Annotated in this window: 17 protein-coding genes; 11 read left to right on the top strand and 6 right to left on the bottom strand. The window is 49.3% G+C overall.

Features of this window, described 5'->3' with window-relative positions:
- The first annotated feature begins 25 nt into the window (after positions 1 to 25).
- The 6 genes from JJU34_RS15255 (at position 26) to JJU34_RS15230 (ending at position 6,704) form a co-directional block, all read left to right on the top strand.
- The gene (locus JJU34_RS15255) at positions 26 to 3,247 is read left to right on the top strand and encodes an error-prone DNA polymerase (protein ID WP_228693263.1); all 3,222 of its coding nucleotides are present in this window, start codon (positions 26 to 28) and stop codon (positions 3,245 to 3,247) included.
- Between the two features lie 181 nt (positions 3,248 to 3,428).
- Positions 3,429 to 4,550 carry a membrane protein insertion efficiency factor YidD gene (gene yidD / locus JJU34_RS15250; RefSeq protein ID WP_228693262.1) on the top strand — a complete coding sequence of 374 codons (1,122 nt, stop codon included), beginning with the start codon at positions 3,429 to 3,431 and terminating at the stop codon, positions 4,548 to 4,550.
- Between the two features lie 24 nt (positions 4,551 to 4,574).
- Complete coding sequence (locus tag JJU34_RS15245; protein ID WP_228693261.1) at positions 4,575 to 5,102, top strand: hypothetical protein; 528 nt, start codon at positions 4,575 to 4,577, stop codon at positions 5,100 to 5,102.
- 251 nt (positions 5,103 to 5,353) lie between these two features.
- Positions 5,354 to 5,521 (top strand): hypothetical protein, encoded by a 168-nt coding sequence (locus JJU34_RS15240; protein WP_228693260.1) that lies wholly within the window; start codon positions 5,354 to 5,356, stop codon positions 5,519 to 5,521.
- A gap of 166 nt (positions 5,522 to 5,687) precedes the next feature.
- Positions 5,688 to 6,233 carry an antitoxin Xre/MbcA/ParS toxin-binding domain-containing protein gene (locus JJU34_RS15235; protein ID WP_228693259.1) on the top strand — a complete coding sequence of 182 codons (546 nt, stop codon included), beginning with the start codon at positions 5,688 to 5,690 and terminating at the stop codon, positions 6,231 to 6,233.
- A 3-nt stretch (positions 6,234 to 6,236) separates the two neighbouring features.
- Positions 6,237 to 6,704: an RES family NAD+ phosphorylase gene (locus tag JJU34_RS15230; RefSeq protein ID WP_228693258.1), complete on the top strand. Its 468-nt coding sequence runs from the start codon at positions 6,237 to 6,239 to the stop codon at positions 6,702 to 6,704.
- A 461-nt stretch (positions 6,705 to 7,165) separates the two neighbouring features.
- Here JJU34_RS15230 and JJU34_RS15225 read toward each other — a convergent pair whose 3' ends face one another.
- The 3 genes from JJU34_RS15225 to betA all read right to left on the bottom strand — a co-directional run bounded on the left by JJU34_RS15225 (position 7,166) and on the right by betA (position 11,866).
- Entirely contained in the window at positions 7,166 to 8,644 is a 1,479-nt protein-coding gene (locus JJU34_RS15225) for a sodium:solute symporter family protein (protein ID WP_366512717.1), read from the bottom strand.
- A gap of 78 nt (positions 8,645 to 8,722) precedes the next feature.
- The gene (locus JJU34_RS15220) at positions 8,723 to 10,204 is read right to left on the bottom strand and encodes an aldehyde dehydrogenase family protein (RefSeq protein ID WP_228693256.1); all 1,482 of its coding nucleotides are present in this window, start codon (positions 10,202 to 10,204) and stop codon (positions 8,723 to 8,725) included.
- Positions 10,205 to 11,866, bottom strand: a complete 1,662-nt coding sequence (gene betA, locus JJU34_RS15215) for a choline dehydrogenase (RefSeq protein ID WP_228693255.1) — start codon at positions 11,864 to 11,866, stop codon at positions 10,205 to 10,207.
- A 607-nt stretch (positions 11,867 to 12,473) separates the two neighbouring features.
- Here betA and JJU34_RS15210 point away from each other — a divergent pair.
- Entirely contained in the window at positions 12,474 to 14,054 is a 1,581-nt protein-coding gene (locus JJU34_RS15210) for a BCCT family transporter (protein WP_228693254.1), read from the top strand.
- A gap of 75 nt (positions 14,055 to 14,129) precedes the next feature.
- Here JJU34_RS15210 and JJU34_RS15205 read toward each other — a convergent pair whose 3' ends face one another.
- On the bottom strand, positions 14,130 to 15,161 hold the full coding sequence (locus tag JJU34_RS15205) for an alpha/beta fold hydrolase (protein ID WP_228693253.1): 1,032 nt from the start codon (positions 15,159 to 15,161) through the stop codon (positions 14,130 to 14,132).
- A 188-nt stretch (positions 15,162 to 15,349) separates the two neighbouring features.
- Here JJU34_RS15205 and JJU34_RS15200 point away from each other — a divergent pair, with 188 nt between their 5' ends.
- The 4 genes from JJU34_RS15200 to JJU34_RS15185 all read left to right on the top strand — a co-directional run bounded on the left by JJU34_RS15200 (position 15,350) and on the right by JJU34_RS15185 (position 19,130).
- Positions 15,350 to 16,174, top strand: coding sequence for a helix-turn-helix transcriptional regulator (locus JJU34_RS15200; RefSeq protein ID WP_228693252.1), 825 nt, complete (start codon positions 15,350 to 15,352; stop codon positions 16,172 to 16,174).
- Between the two features lie 230 nt (positions 16,175 to 16,404).
- Positions 16,405 to 16,965, top strand: coding sequence for a type 1 glutamine amidotransferase domain-containing protein (locus JJU34_RS15195; RefSeq protein WP_228693251.1), 561 nt, complete (start codon positions 16,405 to 16,407; stop codon positions 16,963 to 16,965).
- Positions 16,966 to 17,036: 71 nt separating this feature from the next.
- Positions 17,037 to 18,344: a peptidoglycan DD-metalloendopeptidase family protein gene (locus JJU34_RS15190; protein ID WP_228693250.1), complete on the top strand. Its 1,308-nt coding sequence runs from the start codon at positions 17,037 to 17,039 to the stop codon at positions 18,342 to 18,344.
- 45 nt (positions 18,345 to 18,389) lie between these two features.
- Positions 18,390 to 19,130, top strand: a complete 741-nt coding sequence (locus JJU34_RS15185) for a hypothetical protein (protein ID WP_228693249.1) — start codon at positions 18,390 to 18,392, stop codon at positions 19,128 to 19,130.
- Here JJU34_RS15185 and JJU34_RS15180 read toward each other — a convergent pair.
- The gene (locus tag JJU34_RS15180; protein ID WP_228693248.1) at positions 19,113 to 19,751 is read right to left on the bottom strand and encodes a hypothetical protein; all 639 of its coding nucleotides are present in this window, start codon (positions 19,749 to 19,751) and stop codon (positions 19,113 to 19,115) included. The genes JJU34_RS15185 and JJU34_RS15180 overlap by 18 nt on opposite strands.
- Positions 19,752 to 19,835: 84 nt before the next feature.
- Positions 19,836 to 21,641 carry a glycoside hydrolase family 9 protein gene (locus tag JJU34_RS15175; RefSeq protein WP_228693247.1) on the bottom strand — a complete coding sequence of 602 codons (1,806 nt, stop codon included), beginning with the start codon at positions 21,639 to 21,641 and terminating at the stop codon, positions 19,836 to 19,838.
- Between the last annotated feature and the right edge of the window lies 1 nt (position 21,642).

Here is a 21,642-nt window from a genome sequence, read left to right as displayed (position 1 = left end):
GTTTTGCGAAATAGATCAGAAGTAAATGCACGTGAAGGAGTATATCGAACTACAGGTAACCACGAATTTTTCCTTTCTGCGGGGAGGCTCCCATCCGGAAGAGATGGTGTGGAGGGCCAAGCAGTTGGACTATGGAGCTATTGCGGTGACTGACCGCAATACGCTGGCGGGGATTGTTCGTGCCCATGCTGCAGCGAGGGAGTCCGGACTGCGCTTTATTCCTGCCTGTAGGCTGGACCTGCTGGACGGTCCCAGCCTGTTGGCCTATCCTACGGACCAAGCAGCCTATGGGCGCTTGTCCACCCTGCTCACGGTGGGCAATCTGCGTGCAGAAAAAGGGGTTTGTCACCTGCGGAGGTCAGATGTGTACGAGTATGCCCAGGGAATGAGGTGGGTGGTGGTGCCACCGGCAGAATTGAACGAGGCATGGGATTTTGATCCTGGGTTTTATGCCGCACTAGGAGAGTACAAAGAGGCCTTGGGAAGGGATCTTTACCTGGCGGCAGCCTTTTACTACGGAGGTAGGGATCATAAGCGGATGTTTCGGCTGTCGCAGGTAGCGCAAGGTATGGAGATTCCTCTGGTGGCCGTAAACGATGTGCACTACCATGCGCCAGGTAGGCGGGCCCTGCAGGATGTGCTCACCTGCATTCGGGAGAAGTGCACGGTGCAAAGTGCGGGCTTTCGTCTGCACCCCAATGCCGAGCGGTACCTGAAGCCCCGTGAGGAGATGTTCCGGCTGTTTCGGGATTATCCGACTGCCCTGCGGCGCACCTTGGAGATAGCGGAAGCCTGTAGTTTTTCGCTGGATCAGCTCACGTACCAGTATCCTGAGGAGATTACCAGCGAAGGGCGCAGCCCTCAAGAAGAACTGGAGTTACTGACCTGGGAAGGGGCGAAGGTTGCTTTCGGAGGTCGGATTCCGGAAAGTATCCGGGGGAGCATCGTCTATGAGCTTGAGTTTATCGCTCGCAAGGAATATGCTTCTTATTTTCTTACCGTGTACGACTTGGTGCGCTTTGCCCGGGATCGGGGCATACTCTGTCAGGGGCGGGGTTCGGCTGCCAATTCGGTGGTCTGCTATTGCCTGGGCATTACTTCGGTGGATCCTTCCAAGTTTAAGCTGCTCTTTGCCCGGTTTATGTCCGATGCCCGCAACGAGCCTCCGGACATCGATGTGGATTTTGAGCACGAGCGCCGGGAGGAGGTGATGCAGTATATCTACGAAAAATACGGCCGTGATCGGGCGGGCATCGTGGCCACGGTCACCCAGGTGCACTGGAAGGGAGCTGTGCGGGATGTGGGTAAGGCCATGGGCATGTCGCTGGATGCGGTGGATCGGCTCGCCAAGTCGGGGCACGAGCTTACGGAGGAGTGGTTGCAAGGGGAGGCGGTGTCGTCGCAGGGTTTTAACCCCAAGGATCCCCACTTGCGGAAGACGCTGCGTCTTACCTGGCAATACATGGGTTTTCCCCGTCAGTTGGGGCAGCATACGGGAGGCTTTGTGATCACGCGGGATCAGCTTTCCACGTTATGTCCTGTGCTCCATGCCCGTATGGCCAACCGTACCTGCATCGAATGGGACAAGGACGATATCGATGCATTAGGGTTTTTGAAGGTAGACGTGCTGGCCTTGGGTATGCTTACCTGTATCCGGAAGGCCTTTGACCTGGTGCGAGATCATTATGAGAGGGAGCTTACGCTGGCTAATATTCCGCAAGACGATCCCGAAGTCTATGAGATGATCTGCCATGCGGATACCCTGGGGGTATTTCAGATAGAAAGTCGCGCGCAGATGTCCATGCTACCGAGACTGCAGCCGCGGACTTTTTACGACTTGGTGATCGAGGTGGCCATCGTGCGGCCGGGACCCATACAGGGAGATATGGTGCACCCTTACCTCAAGAGACGCAGGGGAGAAGTGCCCGTGGAGTATCCCTCCAAAGAGTTGGAGGAGATCCTGGGCAGGACGCTGGGGGTGCCGCTGTTTCAGGAGCAGGCCATGGAGATAGCCATCGTGGCGGCGGGCTTTACCCCGGCCGAGGCGGACGGGCTGCGCCGTAGCATGGCGACCTTTAAGGCCCACGGGCTGGTGAGCCAATACGAGAAAAAGCTGGTGGGAGGCATGGTGGCCCGCGGGTACGAGGAGGAGTTTGCCAAGCGGGTGTTTCGGCAGTTGGAGGGGTTTGGCAGCTATGGTTTTCCCGAGAGCCATGCGGCCAGTTTTGCGCTGCTGGTCTACATATCCTGTTGGCTCAAGTACCATTACCCGGATGTGTTTGCGGCGGCTTTGCTCAACAGTCAGCCCATGGGGTTTTACCGGCCGGCCCAGATCGTGACGGATGCCCGCAAGCACGGCGTGGAGCTGAGGCCTGTGGATGTAAACCACTCGCAGTGGGACAATATTTTTGAGGAGAAGCAGGGAAAGTACTTTGCGGTCAGATTGGGTTTTCGGCATGTAAAAGGATTGCATCAGGAGGATATGGAGCGGTTGGTAGCCTGTCGGACAAGGCCCTATGCGCACGTCACCGAGCTGATCCACGCGGGTGTGCCCAAGGCTGCTTTGGAGCGTTTGGCAGATGCGGATGCGTTCCGCTCTATGGGGCTGCACCGCAGGCAGGCACTGTGGGATGTGCTGGCCCTGCAAGGCAGACCGGTGGGGGTGTTTGAGGGGCAGGTGCTGGAGACACCGGAGGAAAAAAAGATAGCCCTTCCAGAAGTATCCCCCATGGAGCATGTGATGCGCGACTATGCGGCTACCACGCTTTCGCTGAAGGCGCATCCGGTCAGCTTTGTGCGCGAAAAGCTGGATCAGCTGCGGGTGATTCCAACAGGCCTCTTGGGCAAGCTGAAGGATGGGACTTTCGTGAAGGTCTGTGGGCTGATTACCGTTAGGCAACGCCCCGGGACGGCCAAAGGGGTGCTTTTTGTGACCATTGAGGATGAGACGGGCTTTGCCAATCTGGTGGTGTGGGCCAAGACCTTTGAGCAGTATCGTCCGGTGATCCTGCAGTCCAAGCTGCTGATGGTGGCGGGTAAGGTGCAGATAGAAGGGGAGGTGATCCACGTGGTGGTACGCTCCTGCCACAACCTGAATAGCCTGCTGCGGGTAGACCCCGATGCACGCAATATCGGTTCGGTGGAAAAGCCGGTCCGTTCCGGCTCTGCTAAGCTGGGGGCTAAACCACCGTCTACGCTGGACAAGCCGGTGCAGGGAGAGCTTTTCCCTTCCAGGGATTTTAAGTGATATTTATTTGAGCGGATTTTTCCCGTCGGGCTAATAGCGTTAGAGATATTTGTTTTTTGAAAAATGTGAATTAAATAAAAATAGGTTGCTTGATTAAGTAGGAATACTTCATACATTTGTGTCCAAGTGTTGTTTTTCAGACTTTATAAAAAAATTGTTTTAGGTTTAATTTATCAAAAAAATGAGAGGGGCATTAGTTTTTTTCCTTTTCTCTATGAGTAGAGTTTTTTTTGTTGATGCTTTCGCGCAGACAGAAAGTGTGGGCAATGTTTATGCTATTTACCAAAATTATATCAGCGATATTCGGCCCACAAAGTGCCCAATGCATCCAAGTTGTTCTAATTATGCTATGTCTGCTTTTAAGAGCCATGGAGTTTTTAAGGCTTTGGCTTTGACCTCAGATAGGCTTTTAAGGTGTGGGCATGAGCATTCTTACTACCCTGGTGTGATGATGAATGGGGAGTTTAAATTGCTTGATTCCGTAGTCTCAGGATATGAAATGGAGGAGCTTTTGGTTAAGCCTGAGAGGCTTTTTTCTGTTAAGGACACTGTACCCGATGTTTCGTTGATACTTTTGGGGCAATTGATTGATGAGGGATATTTTCAGGAAGCCATTTACGAATACCATCGGATTCTTATAAGTGGGGATTTCAATAGTAGGAGGCTTCTGGAGATTAACCATTACAGAGCATTGTTCGGTTTGGCTGAATATGAGAAGGTTATTTTTCATCATGCCAATTATCTTCCCGAGGAGCTGAAGGTAGATCCGTTTTTGAATATTAAGGTGGCAGAGGCTTGGTTTAAGCTAGGCCAGTTTGAAAAGGCTGTTGATGTCATTTCAACATGGTCAGATGGTGAATTTCAAAAGGCAGATGAGTTTAGCGGGCTTGCTCATGCATATGCCGATGATTATAAAGCGGCTTTGAGATCGTATGGCAATATCACTGCTGATTACGCCTATGTTGATTATGTGCATTATAATACTCAAATAATCAATGAATTGACTGATTTGAGCTTTTTAAGTCCAGCAGTTGCCGGGTTATTAGGTATTTTCCCAGGGGGAGGCTATTTGTATTCGGGACATACAGTGACAGGTTTTTCTGCGGCTATTCTTACTGGTTTGCTCGGCTACGCAGCCTATACAAGTTTTGATGTTGGCAATAAGGGGGTTGGAGTCCTGTCAGGTATATTCGCTCTCACTTTTTACAGTGGCTCCATTTCAGGTGGTGTTAAAGCAGCCAAAAGAAAAAATGAATTCAAGAAAAATAATTTAAAATCAAAAATGAAATATTCTTTTAATTAGTTACTATCTAAATTTTAAAACAAAATGATTAAAAATCTAAAAAAAAATCAGGGAATTAAAGTTGTTTGCTTCTTCTTGGCATTTTCAATTCTGAATATGTCATTTATCCCCAGAAGTTATGAAACTGTCAAAATTCCGGCAGGAACAGTTGTTACCCTTGAAAATTCTAGCGGGATATCTTCAGCAAACCTGACAGTAGGTCAAACGATCGATTTTTTCGTCAGAGATGATGTGAAGGTTGGTGGGCAAACGGTGATTAGACGTGGTGCACCTGCCAGAGGGCAAGTAGTCCGGGTACAGAAAGCTAAGGGACTCGGGAAAGAGGGATCTGTGGAAGTAGAAGTGAAATCCGTTCAGGCGGTTGATGGTTCTGAAGTTAGGCTTACAAGCACTAGGATTTTTGAAGAGGGAGAAGACAGACAAACCGCAGCCATTTTGCTAGGTGTGTTGGTTTGTATTCTCTTCCTTACCAAGAAGGGGAAAAATGCAGAGATTGCCCCTGGTACGAGTATTGATGGTAGAGTGGCGCAGGAGACTAGTGTTGAGGTTTAGTCTTTTCGGGTTTTGTTTTTGAGTTAGAAGAGAAGCTGTTCGTTTTCATGAGCAGCTTCTTTTTCTTTTTTGGGTTGATATGTTACCGGTAAAAGTGATTAAAAGGCTTGTTGAACTGTTTGAATCATAGTTTCAAATAAATTTAACCCGATTTTTCATTTAAAAGAAATGGCCCACTGAAATTTTTTTTCACCCGATGGGCCGTATTTTGGAGCGAGATTTTGATGGTTTGTTACGAACGTTTGTTTGCCATGGGAAAATTTGACTTGATTCTACTGATAATCCTTGTGCTGCTCATCCTCACCACAATTTACGCTTACGTCGTGGATGAGATCTCCCTTAGGCTGTTTGCGCTATTGCTTACATCCATGATCCTCTCAGCAGTGATTGTGGGCAGACGATTGGCGACTGGTGCCTAATACATGGAGGCCCTACTAGTAGGTTGATCTCTAAAAAGAGCGTTGGGCTGCCCGTCCGATGCTCTTTTTTGTGAGATATGATCTCGGCAAAGTGGGTAGAAAATGGGGGAATAACTTGTAAATTTATTTCAAATGATGTATATTTGTTTGTCAAATGAAATTTATTATGGCAAAGGTTAAGAAATACATGTCCCCAGCCCAAGAGGATGTTGCCGCCCTTCATGATTTCCAAGGGGAGTATGGATATGCCGATACATTTGTCGTTCGGAGGGGAGAAGATCGGGTCAGCTATGAGGTAAAGAGAGGGTATGGGTATTTTTTGGTCTCCCTCAGAGATGTCCACAGCATGTTTGATGTAGCGGCACACCTAGAAAAGAATCTTACGTTTGCCGAGATTTCTCCCATCGTTGATTTTTTGGAGCTGAAGATGGTGGATGTGGCCAAAGCGGCGGCCGTTTCGCCGAGCACGGTATCCAGGTGGTCTGCTGCGAGCCTGATAGGTACGCCGGGTTCTTATCAGTTCTTTAAGATCGATGAGGCTATCAGGAAGGGTATGGAGGTTTTTGGTCAGCAATCCCACTTCAAATCCTGGCTGCACACACCCAATTTATCCCTAGGTCAATCTAAGCCGGTGGATCTGATGCTTTCCATGGCAGGCATAGAGCTGGTGCACGAGGCGGTGGATGCCCTCCACTATGGCAATTTCCTCTAGTCTATGTTGAGGTATTACCGCATGATGTCGGAGAGGTACCACCAAGCGCCGTACAGCAGTTCCCTGTCTGGCGGAAGGTGGAATCCCAAAGGGTTGCCCATGATCTACGCGGCAAGCTCGGCAGCTTTGGCGGCGTTGGAGTACCTGTGTATCAAGGGGACTTCCGTTGGTGCCGATCCGTGGTTTGTGATCGTATATGAGATCCCGTCTGATCGCCTGATCGGTACGCTGGAAAGAAGCAGTCTTCCCGAAAATTGGGATGTATTGCCCCATGGCAAAGCGACTCAGGATTTTGGCAGGCAGTGGCTGATGCAAAATGCCTTTCCCTTTCTCCAAGTTCCTTCTGCGCGGTTGCACGAGTCCTTTTATCCGGAAGAGCATAATTTATTGATCAACCCCTCCTTTCCTGGTATGCAGGAGCTGTTGCGTGTGGTGGATACCCGCAAGTTTGCGTACAAGCTTGGGGGATGATCCCACTTCTGTGGATGGGTGGCATTTGTCCTTATCAGATAAAAGTGTATTCGGGTGATGTTTAGGCTATTGATTCCGCGCCTTTGGCGCTTGGGTGACGTATTCGCGTTATTTTTTGGGCGTTGCCCAAGGCTAGTGATTTTGCACCTTTGGTGCTGATAATTAACGAAACACCAACGGTGCCACGGGCACTGGTATGGCCTAAAGGGCCATGGAATCGTGCGGCCACCTCCATTAAAGCACCAACGATGCGGTAATCAACATGCCCTACCAGGGCTATGCAAACGTGTCATCCCAATCAGCGTAAGCACCAAGGGTGCGACAATCAATCCCACAAACATCCCGACCTGTTTGTTTATTTCATAGAGATCCTTGCGGTATTGCATAGCAGAATAACTACAGGCTAGGTAGCTCTACGCTGTTTTTATCCGTTCTAATTTCGGAGGGGACAAGTCTGAAATCTATTGGGGCCGTTGGGCCAGCCCTTTCTTATTTCGATGAAGTGGGTCTCTTTTATGGGTAAGTTGCGATACCGACGCGATGGTAATCAGCCCAGCCAGCATGGCAAAAGTCCTGAACGGAAACAGCACACCCTCTAAGGGATCGTTCATGGGGTAGGGAATAAACGGAGGGATATCAAATAGGGGTTCTCCTCCTCCAAGGCGCAACACCAATGCCACCACGACACCGGCAACGGCTCCGTATCGGTTGCTTTTTTGGTAGTATAGAGCCAGCAATAATTGCGGGAATAAGATTACGTATACCAAGTCAGCACACAGGTACCAAAGGTCATAAACACTCTGTAGCGTGAGAGCCAGCCAAGTAGCGATCCCTCCGGTACACAAGATGGATAGCCGGATGATCAGGTTGATTTGTTTGTCCGTACATCCCGGATTGATCAGCGGACGGTAGATGTTCCAGGTAAACATGGAAGAAGCGGAGAGCACAGATGAATCCACGGAAGACATCACTGCGGCGGCGACGGCACCCAAGCCCAATGCACCTACTAAGGGTGGGGTCATTTCCAGTAGTACATAGGGCAAGATCATCGTGGCTTCTGGGGCCTCTCCCAGTGTGGAACCGCTCCAGTCAAATCCTGCGCCTGCGATGCCGATCCACACGGCAGGAACAGCCATTAGGGCACAGCATAGCCCTCCGTAGATGGAAAGTCTTACGGCAGATCGGTCGGATTTTGAGGACAGCACCCGTTGGAAATACACCTGCCATGGGATTCCGCCCATAATCAGCAAAAGCGCAAAGTCCATCCAAACCCATATTTGGTTGCCCCAATTGGGGTCATTTCCCAAAAATGCCTGTATGGGGGGAAACAGATTCAGGCCATTTTCCATGCGCAGACCATACAGATCTAGTGCGGTTTCGAAACCGCCAATTTTTTGAATAGCAAAGGGGATACTGATCCCGAGACCTATTAGGATAAAGATCAATTGGACCACATCGGTATAGGCTACCGACCACAAGCCGCCTAGCATGGTGTATACTATTGCAATGCCCGCAGATGCCAGAATAGAGGTTTCCAGATCTAGTTCGAAAATGGTGGAAAACGTGATGCCCAATGCCGCCAAGATGGCAGCACTCCAGCATATCTCGCCCACCAAAGCGGGGACGAAAAGCACGGCTGCGGTTTTTTTTCCGTATTTCTGTTCGAAGACATCGATGAAGGTGGTAAAACCTTGACTCCGGATTTTTTTGGCAAAAAACAGTCCTCCCAATATCAGACTAAGTGCATATCCCCAAGGGGCTTGGGCCCATACCAGCCCGCGGGCGCTGTCATAGACTGCTTCGCTTGTTCCAATGAGGTATCCTCCGCCTACCCACGTGGCGGTCATGGTGAAAATCCCAATCCACGTGGGCATTCTCCTTCCTGCCAATAGCAGTCCCTGTGCACTTTTATCTCCTGATTCTTTTTGGCTGGCGTAGATTCCGGTCAGCAGAATCAGCAGGTAAAAAAAGATGGTGACGAGTATTCCGAGCGTCTTGGTGTCGATAGCCGTTTGGATTTATGCTTTGCTCCCAAACCAATGGGTGGGTTGCGGATTGAAATTTTGATACACGTGTTTGATTTCCGTAAATTCTTCGAGTCCCGTGGGGCCAAGTTCTCTACCTAATCCAGACTGTTTATAACCTCCCCACGGTGCCTGGGTAAAATACGTGTTAAAATCATTTACCCACACGGTGCCAAAGCGCAGGGCTTTGGATACCCGTTGGATTCGGGCGGGGTCTTTGCTCCAGAATCCCGCCGAAAGGCCGTAAATGGTATCATTGGCTTTGCGAATTGCCTCTGTTTCGGTGGCAAAGCGTTCGATGTGGAGCACCGGCCCAAAAACCTCTTCTTGGACAATAGTCATTCCGGGATGGCATCTGGTGAGCAGGGTAGGCTCGTAGAAAAATCCGTTCTCTAGGTGTTTTTCCGAGGGTACTTTACCGCCGCAGACCAATTTGGCACCTTCTTTCACAGCCTGGTTTACATGCTGTGCTACTTTTTGGCGTTGGGCTTCGGAAATGAGTGGCCCCATTTGGGTACCTTCGTCCATTCCGTTTCCGAGTTTGATTTTTTCGATCCGGTCGGTCAATCTTTCGACTACCTGATCGTGGATGGGTTCTTCCAGCATAAGCCGTGTTCCCGCGGAGCAGATTTGTCCTGCGTGGAAGAACACACCGTTTAGAATGAAATCCACGGCAGTTTCCCAATCCGAATCGGCAAAGAGGATGTGGGGGTTTTTTCCACCCAGCTCTAAAGCGATCTTTTTGACGTTTCCGGCAGCGGCTTGCATGATTTTTTTCCCGGTTACCACGCCTCCGGTAAAGGAGACCATGTCTACTTCCCAGCTTTCGGCCAGTTCAGCACCCACTGTTGAGCCTGGTCCGGTTACCGTATTGATTACGCCGGGGGGAAACCCGATTTGTTCGGCTAATTCGGTAAATAGTAGGGTGGACAGGGGGGTCAGTTCACTGGGCTTGATCACCATCGTACATCCTGCGGCCAGTGCCGGGGCAATTTTCCAGGCGGCCTGTAGCAGGGGGTAGTTCCACGGGCAAATCAGTCCGACTACGCCAACCGGTTCTCGTTCCAGACGGCTTTGGCTATGTGGGTTTGGACTGTGCAGCAGCTCGCCCGCAGTCTTGTCTGTTAGTCCGCCGTAATATCGGAATATTCCCGCGATATCGTCCATGTCCCAGAGACTTTCGGAGTAGGTTTTACCAGTATTTAACGTTTCTATTTCCGCCAGTCGGGCTTTGTTTTTTTCGATGAGCTCGCCGAGTTCGTAGATCATTTTGCCACGTTGGCTGGCAGGCGTTTCGGGCCACGTACCTTCCTGAAAGGCCCTTTTGGCGGCTGCTATTGCTTTTTTGGCATCCTCCCGATCTGCTTCCGCGACCTCGCCGATTTTTTCCTGATTGCAGGGGTTGATGATGCTTCGGCTTTCACCCTTTAGGGGCCTGATCCAGTGGCCATCTAGGTATAATCTCTGAACCTCCATTTAGTGGGTGGGTTGGTTTTTTTTCTGGTGTTGGTAGTAGGGTACCTCTTCGGGAGTAGCGGGTGTTTTTCCCAGTAGGATATCTGCGGCTTTTTCGGCAATCATGATCACCGGTGCGTAGATGTTACCGTTGGTGATATACGGCATTACAGAGGCATCCACCACGCTCAGGTTGGACACTCCGTGCACTTTGAGGTTCTTATCCACCACCGCCATGTCGTCGTATCCCATCTTGCAGGTACAACTTGGATGGTATGCGCTTTCTCCTTCTTTGGCCACAAACGCTAAAATCTCCTCGTCGGTAGATACTTGGGCTCCTGGTGAGAGTTCCTTGCCCCGGAGTGCGTCGAAAGCCGGCTGATTGATCAGGTTTCTGGTGCATCGGATGGCTTCCACCCACTCCTTTCGTTCCTGCGGCGTAGAAAGGTAGTTGAAGAGGATACTGGGGTATTGGGTGGGGTCGGCTGATTTGATTTTCACATGTCCCCTTACATCCGTGTTCATGGGGCCCACATGCAATTGAAACCCGTGTCCCTCATTGGGTGCCGACCCGTCGTAGCGGATAGCAATGGGTAAAAAGTGGTATTGGAGGTTTGGGTAGTCGACTTCTTCGTTGCCTCTGATAAATCCACCTGCCTCAAAATGGTTGCTGGCTCCAATACCTGTTTTGCGAAAGAGCCATTCCAGCCCGATTTTTGGTTGGTTGTAAAATTTCAGGGAGGGGTAGAGGCTTACCGGTTTTTTTGCAGTCCATTGCACGTAAACTTCCAGGTGGTCTTGGAGGTTTTCCCCCACCCCCGGAAGGTCCGCCACCACTTTTATCCCATGTTGACTGATTTCTGCGCCGTTGCCTATGCCTGATAGCTGCAAAACCTGAGGGGAATTGATGGCCCCTCCACAGCAAATAATCTCTCCACCATAGACTGTGTGTAGGGTTTTGCCCTTCTGGAATTCCACTCCGATGGCTTTTTTTCCTTCAAAGAGAATCCTAGTAACGCTAGATTTTAAACTGATAGTTAGGTTTTTTCGCTGTTTTACCGGGTGAATGTATGCCCTAGCGGCATTCCACCGCTTACCTTGGTAGATGGTGGCATCAAATTTCCCAAAGCCCTCCTGTTGGTAGCCGTTTACATCGTCTGTCAGGGGATACCCCGCCTCTTGCACGGATGCAAAGAAAGCGTCAAACAAGGGATTGTCACAGGCCGGTGTCGTTAGGTGTAGTGGGCCACCCTCCCCCCGGTATTGGTCCCCACCGTTCAGGCGGTTTTCCAGCCGTTTGAAATAAGGTAGGCAATGGCTAAATCCCCAATTATCCAATCCTTTTTCACCGGCCCATTTTTCATAGTCTAACGGATTGCCGCGGATGTAGATCATACCGTTTATGCAACTGGATCCTCCCAATACCTTTCCCCGAGGCTGATAAATTCTCCTGCCACCCATATAAGGCTCGGGATCGGATTCGTAGCCCCAGTTGTAATAGTTGTTTCCCAGTGGATACGTCAGGGCCGCAGGCATATGTATCCTGAAATCCCAGCCGTGGTCCAGTCGTCCGGCTTCGATGACCAATACGTTACAATGTTTATCTGCGCTTAGCCTGTTGGCCAACACACTTCCGGCTGACCCGCCACCAATAATGATGAAATCGTAAGTTTCTTTTGGCATTATAAAGGATGTATTCGCCCAGTGTTTGGTTCCTGTTTAATGCGTTTCACCACATTTTTTGGTATCCTTAATCGCTGGCCGTTGGTACGGATAAAGTTCGTTTTGTAACTTTTCTTAGATAGGATTATGTAAGAAATTACGGAGTGATGAATGATATAGTCCGCTAATCTAATGGGAAAATTTATTTGATCCAAGTTTTCAAATGCTACCTTTTTCGATATTTTACGGTGTATTTTGTCATTTTTTCAAAATCTAGGAAGGTTTTTTCGTTGGGTGTTTGGCGATTAGAGACTAGTTAATATCATGTTGGTTGTGAGAAAAAAATTAAATTTTGGGTATCCGGTGTATTTTCATTTCAAAGAGGATTGAATGATTATACACCTACTAAATTTTGTTTTATTTTGCTACTGGGAGTATTTTCCTATTTTTGTTTTTATTAGACGAAACGAAGAAATTATTTTTGAAAAGGTTGATTAGTTCTTAGTTTTTGAGGATTTTCCAAATCAAGGAAGTGTGCGAGGGATTTGCCAAGGGTTAGATCACTTGTTTTTCTTTGGGCGGAGTTGTCATACGGACTGATGACTGTTGAAAATCAAAAAGGAAACAGATGAAGAACAAGTACTTCGATATTCACCCTCCGGTTTTTTGGCCTTCGGTTGCCCTTATCCTGTTATTTATGGCTGTGACACTTTGGGTAGGAGAACCCATGGCTTTGGTGTTTGCTTCTAGCAAAGTGTATATCACCGAAAAAACCGGGTGGTTATTTATAGTAGCGGTCAATTCCTTTATTGCCTTCTCTTTTTACCTCGGTTTCAGTAGACTTGGAAGGATCCGCTTAGGAGGGCACGATGCCAAGCCGGAGTTTTCAACTGGGGCTTGGTTTGCCATGCTTTTTAGTGCGGGAATGGGGATTGGGCTTTTGTTCTGGGGCGTTGCTGAACCGGTCTTCCATTATGCGAGCCCTCCCTATGGTGAAACCTACTCCATTGAATCTGCTAGAAGAGGCATGAATCTTTCGTTTCTACATTGGGGAATCCATGCTTGGGCCATTTATGCGGTAGTGGCTTTGGCGCTTGCCTTTTTTTCTTTTAATCGAAAGTTACCGCTTACCATTCGCTCCGCTTTTTTTCCGTTGATCGGAGATCGGGTTAACGGATGGGTGGGACATGTCATCGATGTATTTGCGGTATTGGCGACACTTTTTGGCTTGGCAACTTCGTTGGGTCTGGGGGTAAAGCAGGTTAGCGGGGGGCTAATGCACTTGTTTGGTATTCCCAACACCCTCTTGATTCAGGTGTTGCTAATTGCAGGGATTACCTTGGTGGCGACAATTTCGGTGGTTTCAGGGATCGACAAGGGTGTAAAATTTTTGAGTCAATGGAATGTGAGGATTGCGGCGGTATTGCTGTTGTTTGTCGTATTTTTAGGTCCTTCGCTTTTTGTCTTTCGTTCCTTTGTTCAGAACATGGGGAATTATTTGAGTAGTATCTTAGAGGTGTCTATGTGGACGGGCGCCTATAGAAACAATGGCTGGCAGGGTGATTGGACCGTATTTTACTGGGCTTGGTGGATTTCTTGGTCCCCCTTTGTAGGTATGTTTATCGCCCGCATTTCACGGGGCCGTACTATCCGGGAATTCGTGCTTGGTGTAATCCTGGTACCTAGTCTACTGACTTTTTTCTGGCTTACCGCAATGGGAGGAACGGCTGTATTTATGGACCTACAGGAAGGTGCTCTGAGTGGTAGCCATCACATGGCGGAATCGATTACCAAAGATGTGTCTGTGGCATTATTTGTTTTTCTGGAGAACTACCCTTTCAGTGGCTTTGGGTCCTCTATTGGGATATTGCTGGCTATCAGTTTTTTTGTTACCTCCTCGGATTCAGGTTCTTTGGTTATTGATAGCATCACAGCCGGTGGCAAACTGGACGCACCTGTAGGACAGCGGGTATTCTGGGCAGTTACGGAGGGTGCTGTTGCGGCGATTTTGCTGGTAGGTGGAGGGTTGACAGCCCTGCAGACCGCAACGATAACCACAGGTCTGCCCTTTTTGGTGATTTTACTGGTTATGTGCTATTCGTTATACAAGGGGTTGAACCAAGAGCATGAACGGATCCTGCAAGTTGAAAAGGAGGAGTTTCTTAAGCGTTATGAAAAGCAGGTCTCGGATGAACGCAAAGGAAAATAGCAAGGACATCGCCATGGTTTGATAGGGTGTAGGGGTTTTTGTTTCTGAGAACTATAGCAGGTGGCTGGTTAAAGGCTACAGCCATTCCCGCAAAAACTCCAGGATATCGGCTCTCATTTCCGGGTTTTCCTCGTGGCCCACATCGTAGATTTTGAGTTTCCAAGCTTCGGGAGCTCCTTCTTTCGCATAGGCCTCTCTTAGCTCGGTATCGATGATTTCCAATCCCTCTAGCGGGGTTAGGGGATCAAATTTTCCTGCAAGTCCAAAATGGGGCCGGGGAGCTATCAAGGCGTTGATGGAGGATGTGGAAAAATGGCTGAGCAGATCGGGGACATAATAATAGATGCCGTGAAGGCGAAGTTCTCCCTTATCCATCAACGTATGGAAGTCCGTCAGACAATTGATGTCTACCACTACCTTAATTCGCTCATCTAAAGCTCCTAACCACCAAGCCATGGTACTGCCCATGGACATGCCCATGGTGGCAATTCGCTCTCCGTCCAAGTCTTCCCGTGTCTGTAGGTAGTCCAAAGCCCTTAGATTATCGTATACCATCATGCCAAACATGACCTGTCCCCTCCACAGCATTTCCTTAAAAATATCCAGTTCCGGCCTCCCGGAGCGCTCGCCAAAACCCCACGAATCCAGACAAAAGGCGGCATAGCCTTCATCTGCCAACGCTTTCGCATAGGGAGGAGACTGCATTTCCTTTCTTCCCATCACCAATTCATTTTTTCCGACTGCATACTGGCCAAAATGGGAGTGATTAAACAACACCAATGGGAGGGGGCCTTCTGCATTGGACGGTTTGGTATAGTAGGCAGGTACTTTCTCTATTCCGTTCAAGTCCAGCAGCCATTTTTCAGTAACCATGCCGTCGGATTCGGTGACCGAAACCACTTCTACCGAAATGGGCCTTTCACGATCAGGCATTCTTCCCAATAATTCATAGAGTTTGGTTCTACGTGCTGTCTTTGAGCTCATTTCGTCGTTTGTGGTTGCTTCGGATTGGATGGGAGGGGTACACGCTTCACTTACGAGCATCCCTAGAAGGAAGAGATAAAGTAGCGGTTTTCTTGTGCGGTTCGTATGGGCGTGATGGTTCATGGGGTGGTGGCTTTGGGTATCCAAGTTAATGGATTTTGTGGAAATGGGAGGGTTTGGTTGGTGTATTTGCGTACTATTTGGCGTTTTCCTACCATGTCGGGTAAATGTCGGGTGAAATACTCTCCTTTTTCGGGCTATATTTAGGTAAATCGTTCCAATTTGCCATGGTCAAACAAAATTTTACGCAGATGAAGCAACCCCAATTGGGCCATATGATCCAGGTGTGGAGAAAGGGCAAAGGAATGACTCAGGAAGAGTTGGTGGAGCGGTGTAATATCAACGTCCGCACAATCCAGCGAATAGAAGCGGGGGAGGTGACACCACGTCCGTATACCGTAAAGGCCATTTTAGAGGCTTTGGAGGTGGATCCCTCTGAAGTTGGCAACCTCCATTCTGAAGATACGGAGAGTGAATTGCCAATCGAAACTACCTGGCTTCGGTATGCCTATGCAGTGGGTGTTGGTTACCTCATACTTGCCATTTTAGAGTCTGGGGTTGATGTACGCCTCTTCATGGGAGAGAGTGGATTTTGGGAGGGGTTTGCACTGTGGTACGTGCTGTTAAAATTGGGTGTCCTGATATTTTTCGCATTTTTTATGGCAGCCTTTTTCAAATTGGCGGGGAGATGGAATGATCCGCTGATGAGGGTGACAATAGTCCTTCTGGTTTGTAGCACAGGTGTTTTTATTTTAGAGGATGCATTGACTTATTGGTTGGAGACAGAGTTGGTATCCGGGCTTATTTTCAGGTCGTTGGTGACCGGCTTACTTTATCTTTTGTTTGCTACTAGCTTTATCAAACGTGCCCGCCTAGACGATGTCCTTTGTATGATATCAGGGGCGTTGGGGGTGTTGACAGGGATATCGTTTTTGACGGTGGTCTTTGCTCTGCCTGGATTGCTATTTCTTACACTTTTTGAAGTAGCGTTGATTGTCGTGGTATACCGGGAGTTTGGAGGATCGGGGATGGTGCACTTGCGCCGAAAGAATAAGGCCGATCCCCAGGTTTTGTAGTATACCAGACTTGTTCGTTTGGGGTATTACATGGGAGAATTTTGCCCATACCGTCCAATAATTCCCTTTCCGTCTGCCTGTTTTCTTTGTTAAAGATGCCAGTTATAGGCTATCTAGTGGATAAGTGGTACGCCTTTTCGGTGGTATGGTTGTTGGACATTGTCCTACTGCCGTCGCTGGTGTAGCCATCGTCGGAGGAAACCAATTGTTTAACTTAACCAACGAATACCATGTCTAGATTAGAAAATAAGACCGTAGCAATCCTGACCGAAACTGGATTTGAGGAGAGTGAGCTGAAAAGTCCTAAAAAGGCGCTTGAGGAAGTTGGAGCCACCGTGCATGTAATTTCACCCGCTAAGTCCATCAAGGGGTGGAAAGACGGAGATTGGACCGCAGAGGTAGCTATCGATAAGTCACTAGGCGATGCGGACCCTGCTGATTATCATGCGCTGATCATCCCTGGCGGGGTAATCAACCCGGACAAGTTGCGCACCAATAAGGACGCAGTAGCTTTTATCAAATCGTTCTTTGAAGAGGGAAAGCCGGTGGCCGCGATATGCCACGGACCGCAGGTGCTCATAGAAACGGGTGCATTGGAAGGAAGGGAAATGACATCCTGGCCATCTATAAAAACTGACCTGTTGAATGCGGGTGTGAACTGGACCGATAGCGAATGCGTTTGCGACTCCGGGTTAGTCACCTCCCGAAAGCCAGACGATCTTCCTGCCTTCAACAAAAAGATAATAGAGGAGATCCGAGAGGGTGTGCATGAAGCGCAAAAGACCGTCTAACCCAACCGGGTACAAGCAGAGGTAAAAGAGCCTGTCGGAGAAAGCGGCAGGCTCTTTGCTTTTTTTGGGGTATGAACCGATACGTTATTCTTTTTGCGCTCGTTCTGGCCCTATCCTGCCAGGGTACAAAAATCGATCGCATCCTACGACCGGCTAGCCCCTATGAGCGATATGTACAGGATCTCACCTCCTCTACACTAAAGAACAGCTCCATGGTTAGGGCTTGGATTGAAGCTGGTGAGGAGGTTTTGAGTAACCCTAATGGGGTAACATTACCCTACAGGGAGCTCAGTAGTTTTGATAAGGCTGTTCCCCAAGCGGTCTCTTTTCGCTTTTCAGCCCGAGAGGGTCAGCGGATTTCCGTTTCGCTTACTGCGCTCTCCGATACGAGCGCTACCTATTTTTTAGATCTATTTGAAATTCAAACTAATGGGGAACTTAGGAGTGTAAAGCCGGAGGTAGCTAATGAACAGCTTAGCTATGCGGTGGGTGCGTCCTACGAATACCTTCTTCGGGTGCAGCCGGAATTACTCACAGGAGGAGTTATTGACCTGTCGATTACCTACAACGGGACGTTAGCGTTTCCCGTTCCAGGCAAGAGCTACCTGGATATTGCGAGTTTTTTTGGTGCGCCAAGGGACGGAGGGAGGAGGACGCATGAGGGGGTGGACGTGTTTGCTTCACGAGGTACGCCCGTGGTAGCTGTGACTAACGGGCGGGTTACCCGGGTGGGTACCAACCGCCTCGGGGGTAATACGGTGAGTGTTTCTTCTGGGAGGTATTCGTTTTATTACGCGCACTTGGACAGTCAGTTGGTTGGAATGGGGCGAAGTGTGAAGGTAGGGGATACGCTAGGGACGGTGGGAAACTCCGGCAATGCCATCACCACCGCGCCACATTTGCATTTTGGTATTTACGCCCCTGGACGGCAGAGTGTCGATCCGATCTATTTTTTTCGGGATGCACCCAAACAAGCACCTTTGGCTGTTTCGGATTCTCTTCGGTTGGCGAGATGGGCTAGGGTACGAGGAGCGGTAGTCAACCTGCGACATGGACCAACGACACAAAGCGCAGTGGTTTTGCGGCTCAATCGAGGAGAGGTTTTCTGGGTGGAAGGCAAAACCAGGGATTGGCTTCGCATACGTTTGCCAGATCAGACGCAAGGCTATATTTCAGAAAGCCTGGTAGAAGTGGCGGATGATCCATTGGGCAAAAAGGAGATTGATGAAAACGCAAGCTTAAGAGCCGGCTGGCATTCGCAGGATTTTCAGCATCCGGATTTTGCAGGTCTGGCCGAGTGGTGGGGCAGTTTTGGGGGGTATGACCTGATCACTACTTCTGCTGGTGTGGAGTTGTGGGTCAGACACTCGGAAATTTAGCACCTACATCTTCTCTCCTAGGATCAAAATGGCTATTTTTAGCCGATGAATGAAGTCCATGAGTTGTTTGATTTTTTCAAAAATCACCTGCCCGTACGTGCGATTGCGGAGGAGTTGGTGGTTTTTCAGCCTGATGCCTACCTGTCTGAGATGGGAAACCGAAATTTCCAGACTGCCGTAGTGACTACTCCTGCAGGCCTGATGAAATTTGATGTGGGAGATGATCGCCTGATGGAAATCCCCGCAGATGAGGTGTTTCCTCTGCAAGCCCCATTGCTAGCGGTATTTCCGCATATTGCTGAGAAAAGAAGGGTGTTTTTGCGCAGCGGGGGAAGGGTCAGCCACATTGCCACCCGCAGCGACTTGGATAAGATCCCCGTTCGCTTAGCCTTGTTTGGATTTGTGAGTGTGTTGGAAACCGTGTTAAAGGAGATGGTGCGTACACTTGTGCCGGAGTGGGAGCGGAGTTTGTCCACCGAACGGTTGGCGGCGGCCCGCAAGCTGTATCGGTTGAAGCGGTCCCGGTCAGAGGAGATTGACCTCGCCCAATGCCTGCATTTGGCAGACCTGGGGTCTATTTTTTCAAAGGATAAGCGGTACAAGCTTTTTGGGAGTCAACTTAGTAGGAAGGCATTTGATGACCGTATCCGGGATGTGGGCAAATTGCGGGATGCCCTCGCACATTCGCAGGATGTGCTGCCTTTTGAATGGGAAGAAATACCGGATTTGACAGCGTTTATTTTTCAGGTGTTGGATACGGACTTTCCGTCACTTTCCTTCAAGTAGGCGATTGGGGGTTGGCAGAGAAAGCGCTGCCATTTCGCCGATCATACCAACCCGAAAGCTGCCGTGAACATCGATTCTGGGCGTGGTTTCCGGTACTCGTCCGCTAGGTATTCGGGTAAAGAGTTTCCCACGAAAGGTACCCTCCATCAGGCGCTGTTCTTGGCTGGTACGGGTTACCTCTACCTCAAAAAAAACATCCATCGTTGGATCGTTGGTACGTTGCTTATTGAGGGTATAGTTTCCGACCAAAAAGCTGATAATTCCTGTGTTTTGTCTAGTGCCTGATTGTGGGGAAAAACTAAAGTTGGCAAAAAAGCAGGCATTGGCTCCCGGGCTGACAGTGCAGTGTCCATCCACATCGATGAGCAGTATGTCCAATTGATTTACAAACACCAAGTAGTTTTGAGGCTGGGCGTCGGGCTTTTGTTCTACAAACCCCAGTCCTCCGTCCACATTCAGATAGTTTTCGGCTAGTCGGTAGCGGTATTCAAACCGCTCTTCACCCACATTCAACTGAAAAAATACCTCTTCTTCCATCCGGGTATTTGGTTCTTCTTGTTCTCTCGCACAAGCAGCAAGGAATAGAAGAAGGATGGGGAGGAAGAAGCGAAAGCAGACCATGTGATGTGAGGCGGTGTTTTATCCAGTTAAGTTAGGAATATAAACCCATTTTAGCTATTGATGTTCAGGGATTTATTTTTTAGCTCATTTGGCAGTTAGGGTATGTGCAGACATTCCGAAATGGGCCATCATAAGGATGGCACCGGCAGTTCCATCCATGGTGGGTTCATTGGTGCTGTAATCTCCTACGTCGTCGTGGTACACCACATGGTGGTTTTGTAGGTGGGCAAATTCATCTGGGTCGTTGAGGGTGAGTCCTAGCAGTTGGTCGTGGATGCTACGATATATAGGGCCATCTACTAAGCCTCCCGGTACATCTAGTCCCAGCATCACGTAGACGCTTGTGTGCACATCCTTGGGGAATTCCCCCTCTGCCGGTAACCCTGTAAACATGGAAGTTCCCCAGGGGTTTCGCCCAAATAGCCAATCTCGCTGTGCCGCCAAAAAGGGTTCGTACTGCTTATCGCCGGTCATTTTTTCGTAGAGGATGATCTGTGCGATCAGGCTGGTGAGCAGGTTATTGCTGCACCAGATAAAAGGGATTCCTATATGGTAGGGGTTGGATTTGGCTCTTTGAAGGGTGTATTCGATGCCTTCTCGGTAATAATTGGCGAGTGTTTTTTGCAGTTCTTCATCGGCGACGGTATGAAGTGCGTAGTGCCCCATATTGATAAAGGGATACAGTTGGTAGTGTGCTGCTGTGTCCCGTACGGTCCACGTGTCTGTGTTAGCGCTTTGCAGGGCGTAGGCTGTGGCTTGCTCCAAGTACGCTTGCTCTCCGGTGAGTCGATAGAGTTCGGCAGCACCCCACTCCATGTCATCGGCCCAAGTTTCCTCATTGTATCGATAGGGTGCCCCGTAGCTGTTACCCTGTTGATAGCCTTCCTTTTCCCTTCCCAAAGCATATAGCGAGATGGCAGCTCTTCGGCATTTTTCGGAAAAAACTGGGTCATTCAATCGTTCTTTCCAGATCCGTGCAGCAATAGCCATGGCAGCAGCACTGCGTCCTGCGAGGTTGGCTAAACCGGTGGCTTCGCTTTGGTATTTACCGAGACCTTGCGGTTCGCCCGTGGCGATATAGGCAGCCCGGTAGTTGTTTTCACCCCACCCGTAATCTGAATTATCTTTGTTGGGTATCTTGAAGCCCCGGTGGTCCCGGTCGTCGGCAATTTGGTGAAAAAGGATATCCTCTTGCGGGTGGAGTTTATGGATCCAATCCAATCCCCATTTAGCTTCGTCCAGGACATCGGGAATGCCGTTGCTGCCGGGTTGTCCGAGGGCATTGAAGTTGTCCTCAAACCGGTTTGGATAAAGTTCATAGGCCATCAGCATGTGTGCAGTGGCATAGCTTCCGGTAATCAGGTATTTAAGCTGGTCTCCGGCATCGTGCCAGCCACCGCTTAGGTCAAAATAGGTGCTATCGGCGACAGGGCCGTAAAAGTTTCTGCCGTCTTTGGCGTGGCATACCATATCCAGGGTGGGGTTGTAGCCACAGCGCTGCTGACGCATGAATTCCAATAACGTTTCCTGGTGGTGTCCATAGGCATCTTCTCCAATCCGAAAAGCGCTGGAGGTAGTGCCGGATTTTTTGGTTTTTAAATAATAGGTGCCGGGTGTGTGAACGTCACTGAAATCGATGGTGTAATAATAGGGGAATACGCCCCAGTCCCGGGTTTTCACCTGTTCTGGCCTGATTTCAATAACCGTGTTGCCACTCTCCTTTTCCACGAGTAGGATCCGCTCTTGAGAGCGTTTTTTCGAAAAAGCCAACGCCACCTTACTGTCTTGCGGAAGGTACCCCAATTGGTTGACCCGCAAATAAAGCGAATCCTGGGCCTTTAGTGCAGGGCCCAGGATACAAAGAAGAAGGATACAAAGGTTGAATCGCATG

The sequence above is a fragment of the Lunatimonas sp. genome, assembly GCF_020832325.1.
Classification (GTDB): Bacteria; Bacteroidota; Bacteroidia; order Cytophagales; family Cyclobacteriaceae; genus Lunatimonas.
Note: the sequence above shows the minus strand (reverse complement) of the source record. Positions and strands in the feature narration are given on the sequence as shown.

Coding starts and splice junctions, on each gene's coding strand:
- JJU34_RS15255 (WP_228693263.1), top strand. CDS start 26: ATGCACGTGAAGGAGTATATCGAACTACAGGTAACCACGAATTTTTCC.
- yidD (WP_228693262.1), top strand. CDS start 3,429: ATGAGAGGGGCATTAGTTTTTTTCCTTTTCTCTATGAGTAGAGTTTTT.
- JJU34_RS15245 (WP_228693261.1), top strand. CDS start 4,575: ATGATTAAAAATCTAAAAAAAAATCAGGGAATTAAAGTTGTTTGCTTC.
- JJU34_RS15240 (WP_228693260.1), top strand. CDS start 5,354: ATGGGAAAATTTGACTTGATTCTACTGATAATCCTTGTGCTGCTCATC.
- JJU34_RS15235 (WP_228693259.1), top strand. CDS start 5,688: ATGGCAAAGGTTAAGAAATACATGTCCCCAGCCCAAGAGGATGTTGCC.
- JJU34_RS15230 (WP_228693258.1), top strand. CDS start 6,237: ATGTTGAGGTATTACCGCATGATGTCGGAGAGGTACCACCAAGCGCCG.
- JJU34_RS15220 (WP_228693256.1), bottom strand. CDS start 10,204: ATGGAGGTTCAGAGATTATACCTAGATGGCCACTGGATCAGGCCCCTA.
- betA (WP_228693255.1), bottom strand. CDS start 11,866: ATGCCAAAAGAAACTTACGATTTCATCATTATTGGTGGCGGGTCAGCC.
- JJU34_RS15210 (WP_228693254.1), top strand. CDS start 12,474: ATGAAGAACAAGTACTTCGATATTCACCCTCCGGTTTTTTGGCCTTCG.
- JJU34_RS15205 (WP_228693253.1), bottom strand. CDS start 15,161: ATGAACCATCACGCCCATACGAACCGCACAAGAAAACCGCTACTTTAT.
- JJU34_RS15200 (WP_228693252.1), top strand. CDS start 15,350: ATGAAGCAACCCCAATTGGGCCATATGATCCAGGTGTGGAGAAAGGGC.
- JJU34_RS15195 (WP_228693251.1), top strand. CDS start 16,405: ATGTCTAGATTAGAAAATAAGACCGTAGCAATCCTGACCGAAACTGGA.
- JJU34_RS15190 (WP_228693250.1), top strand. CDS start 17,037: ATGAACCGATACGTTATTCTTTTTGCGCTCGTTCTGGCCCTATCCTGC.
- JJU34_RS15185 (WP_228693249.1), top strand. CDS start 18,390: ATGAATGAAGTCCATGAGTTGTTTGATTTTTTCAAAAATCACCTGCCC.
- JJU34_RS15180 (WP_228693248.1), bottom strand. CDS start 19,751: ATGGTCTGCTTTCGCTTCTTCCTCCCCATCCTTCTTCTATTCCTTGCT.
- JJU34_RS15175 (WP_228693247.1), bottom strand. CDS start 21,641: ATGCGATTCAACCTTTGTATCCTTCTTCTTTGTATCCTGGGCCCTGCA.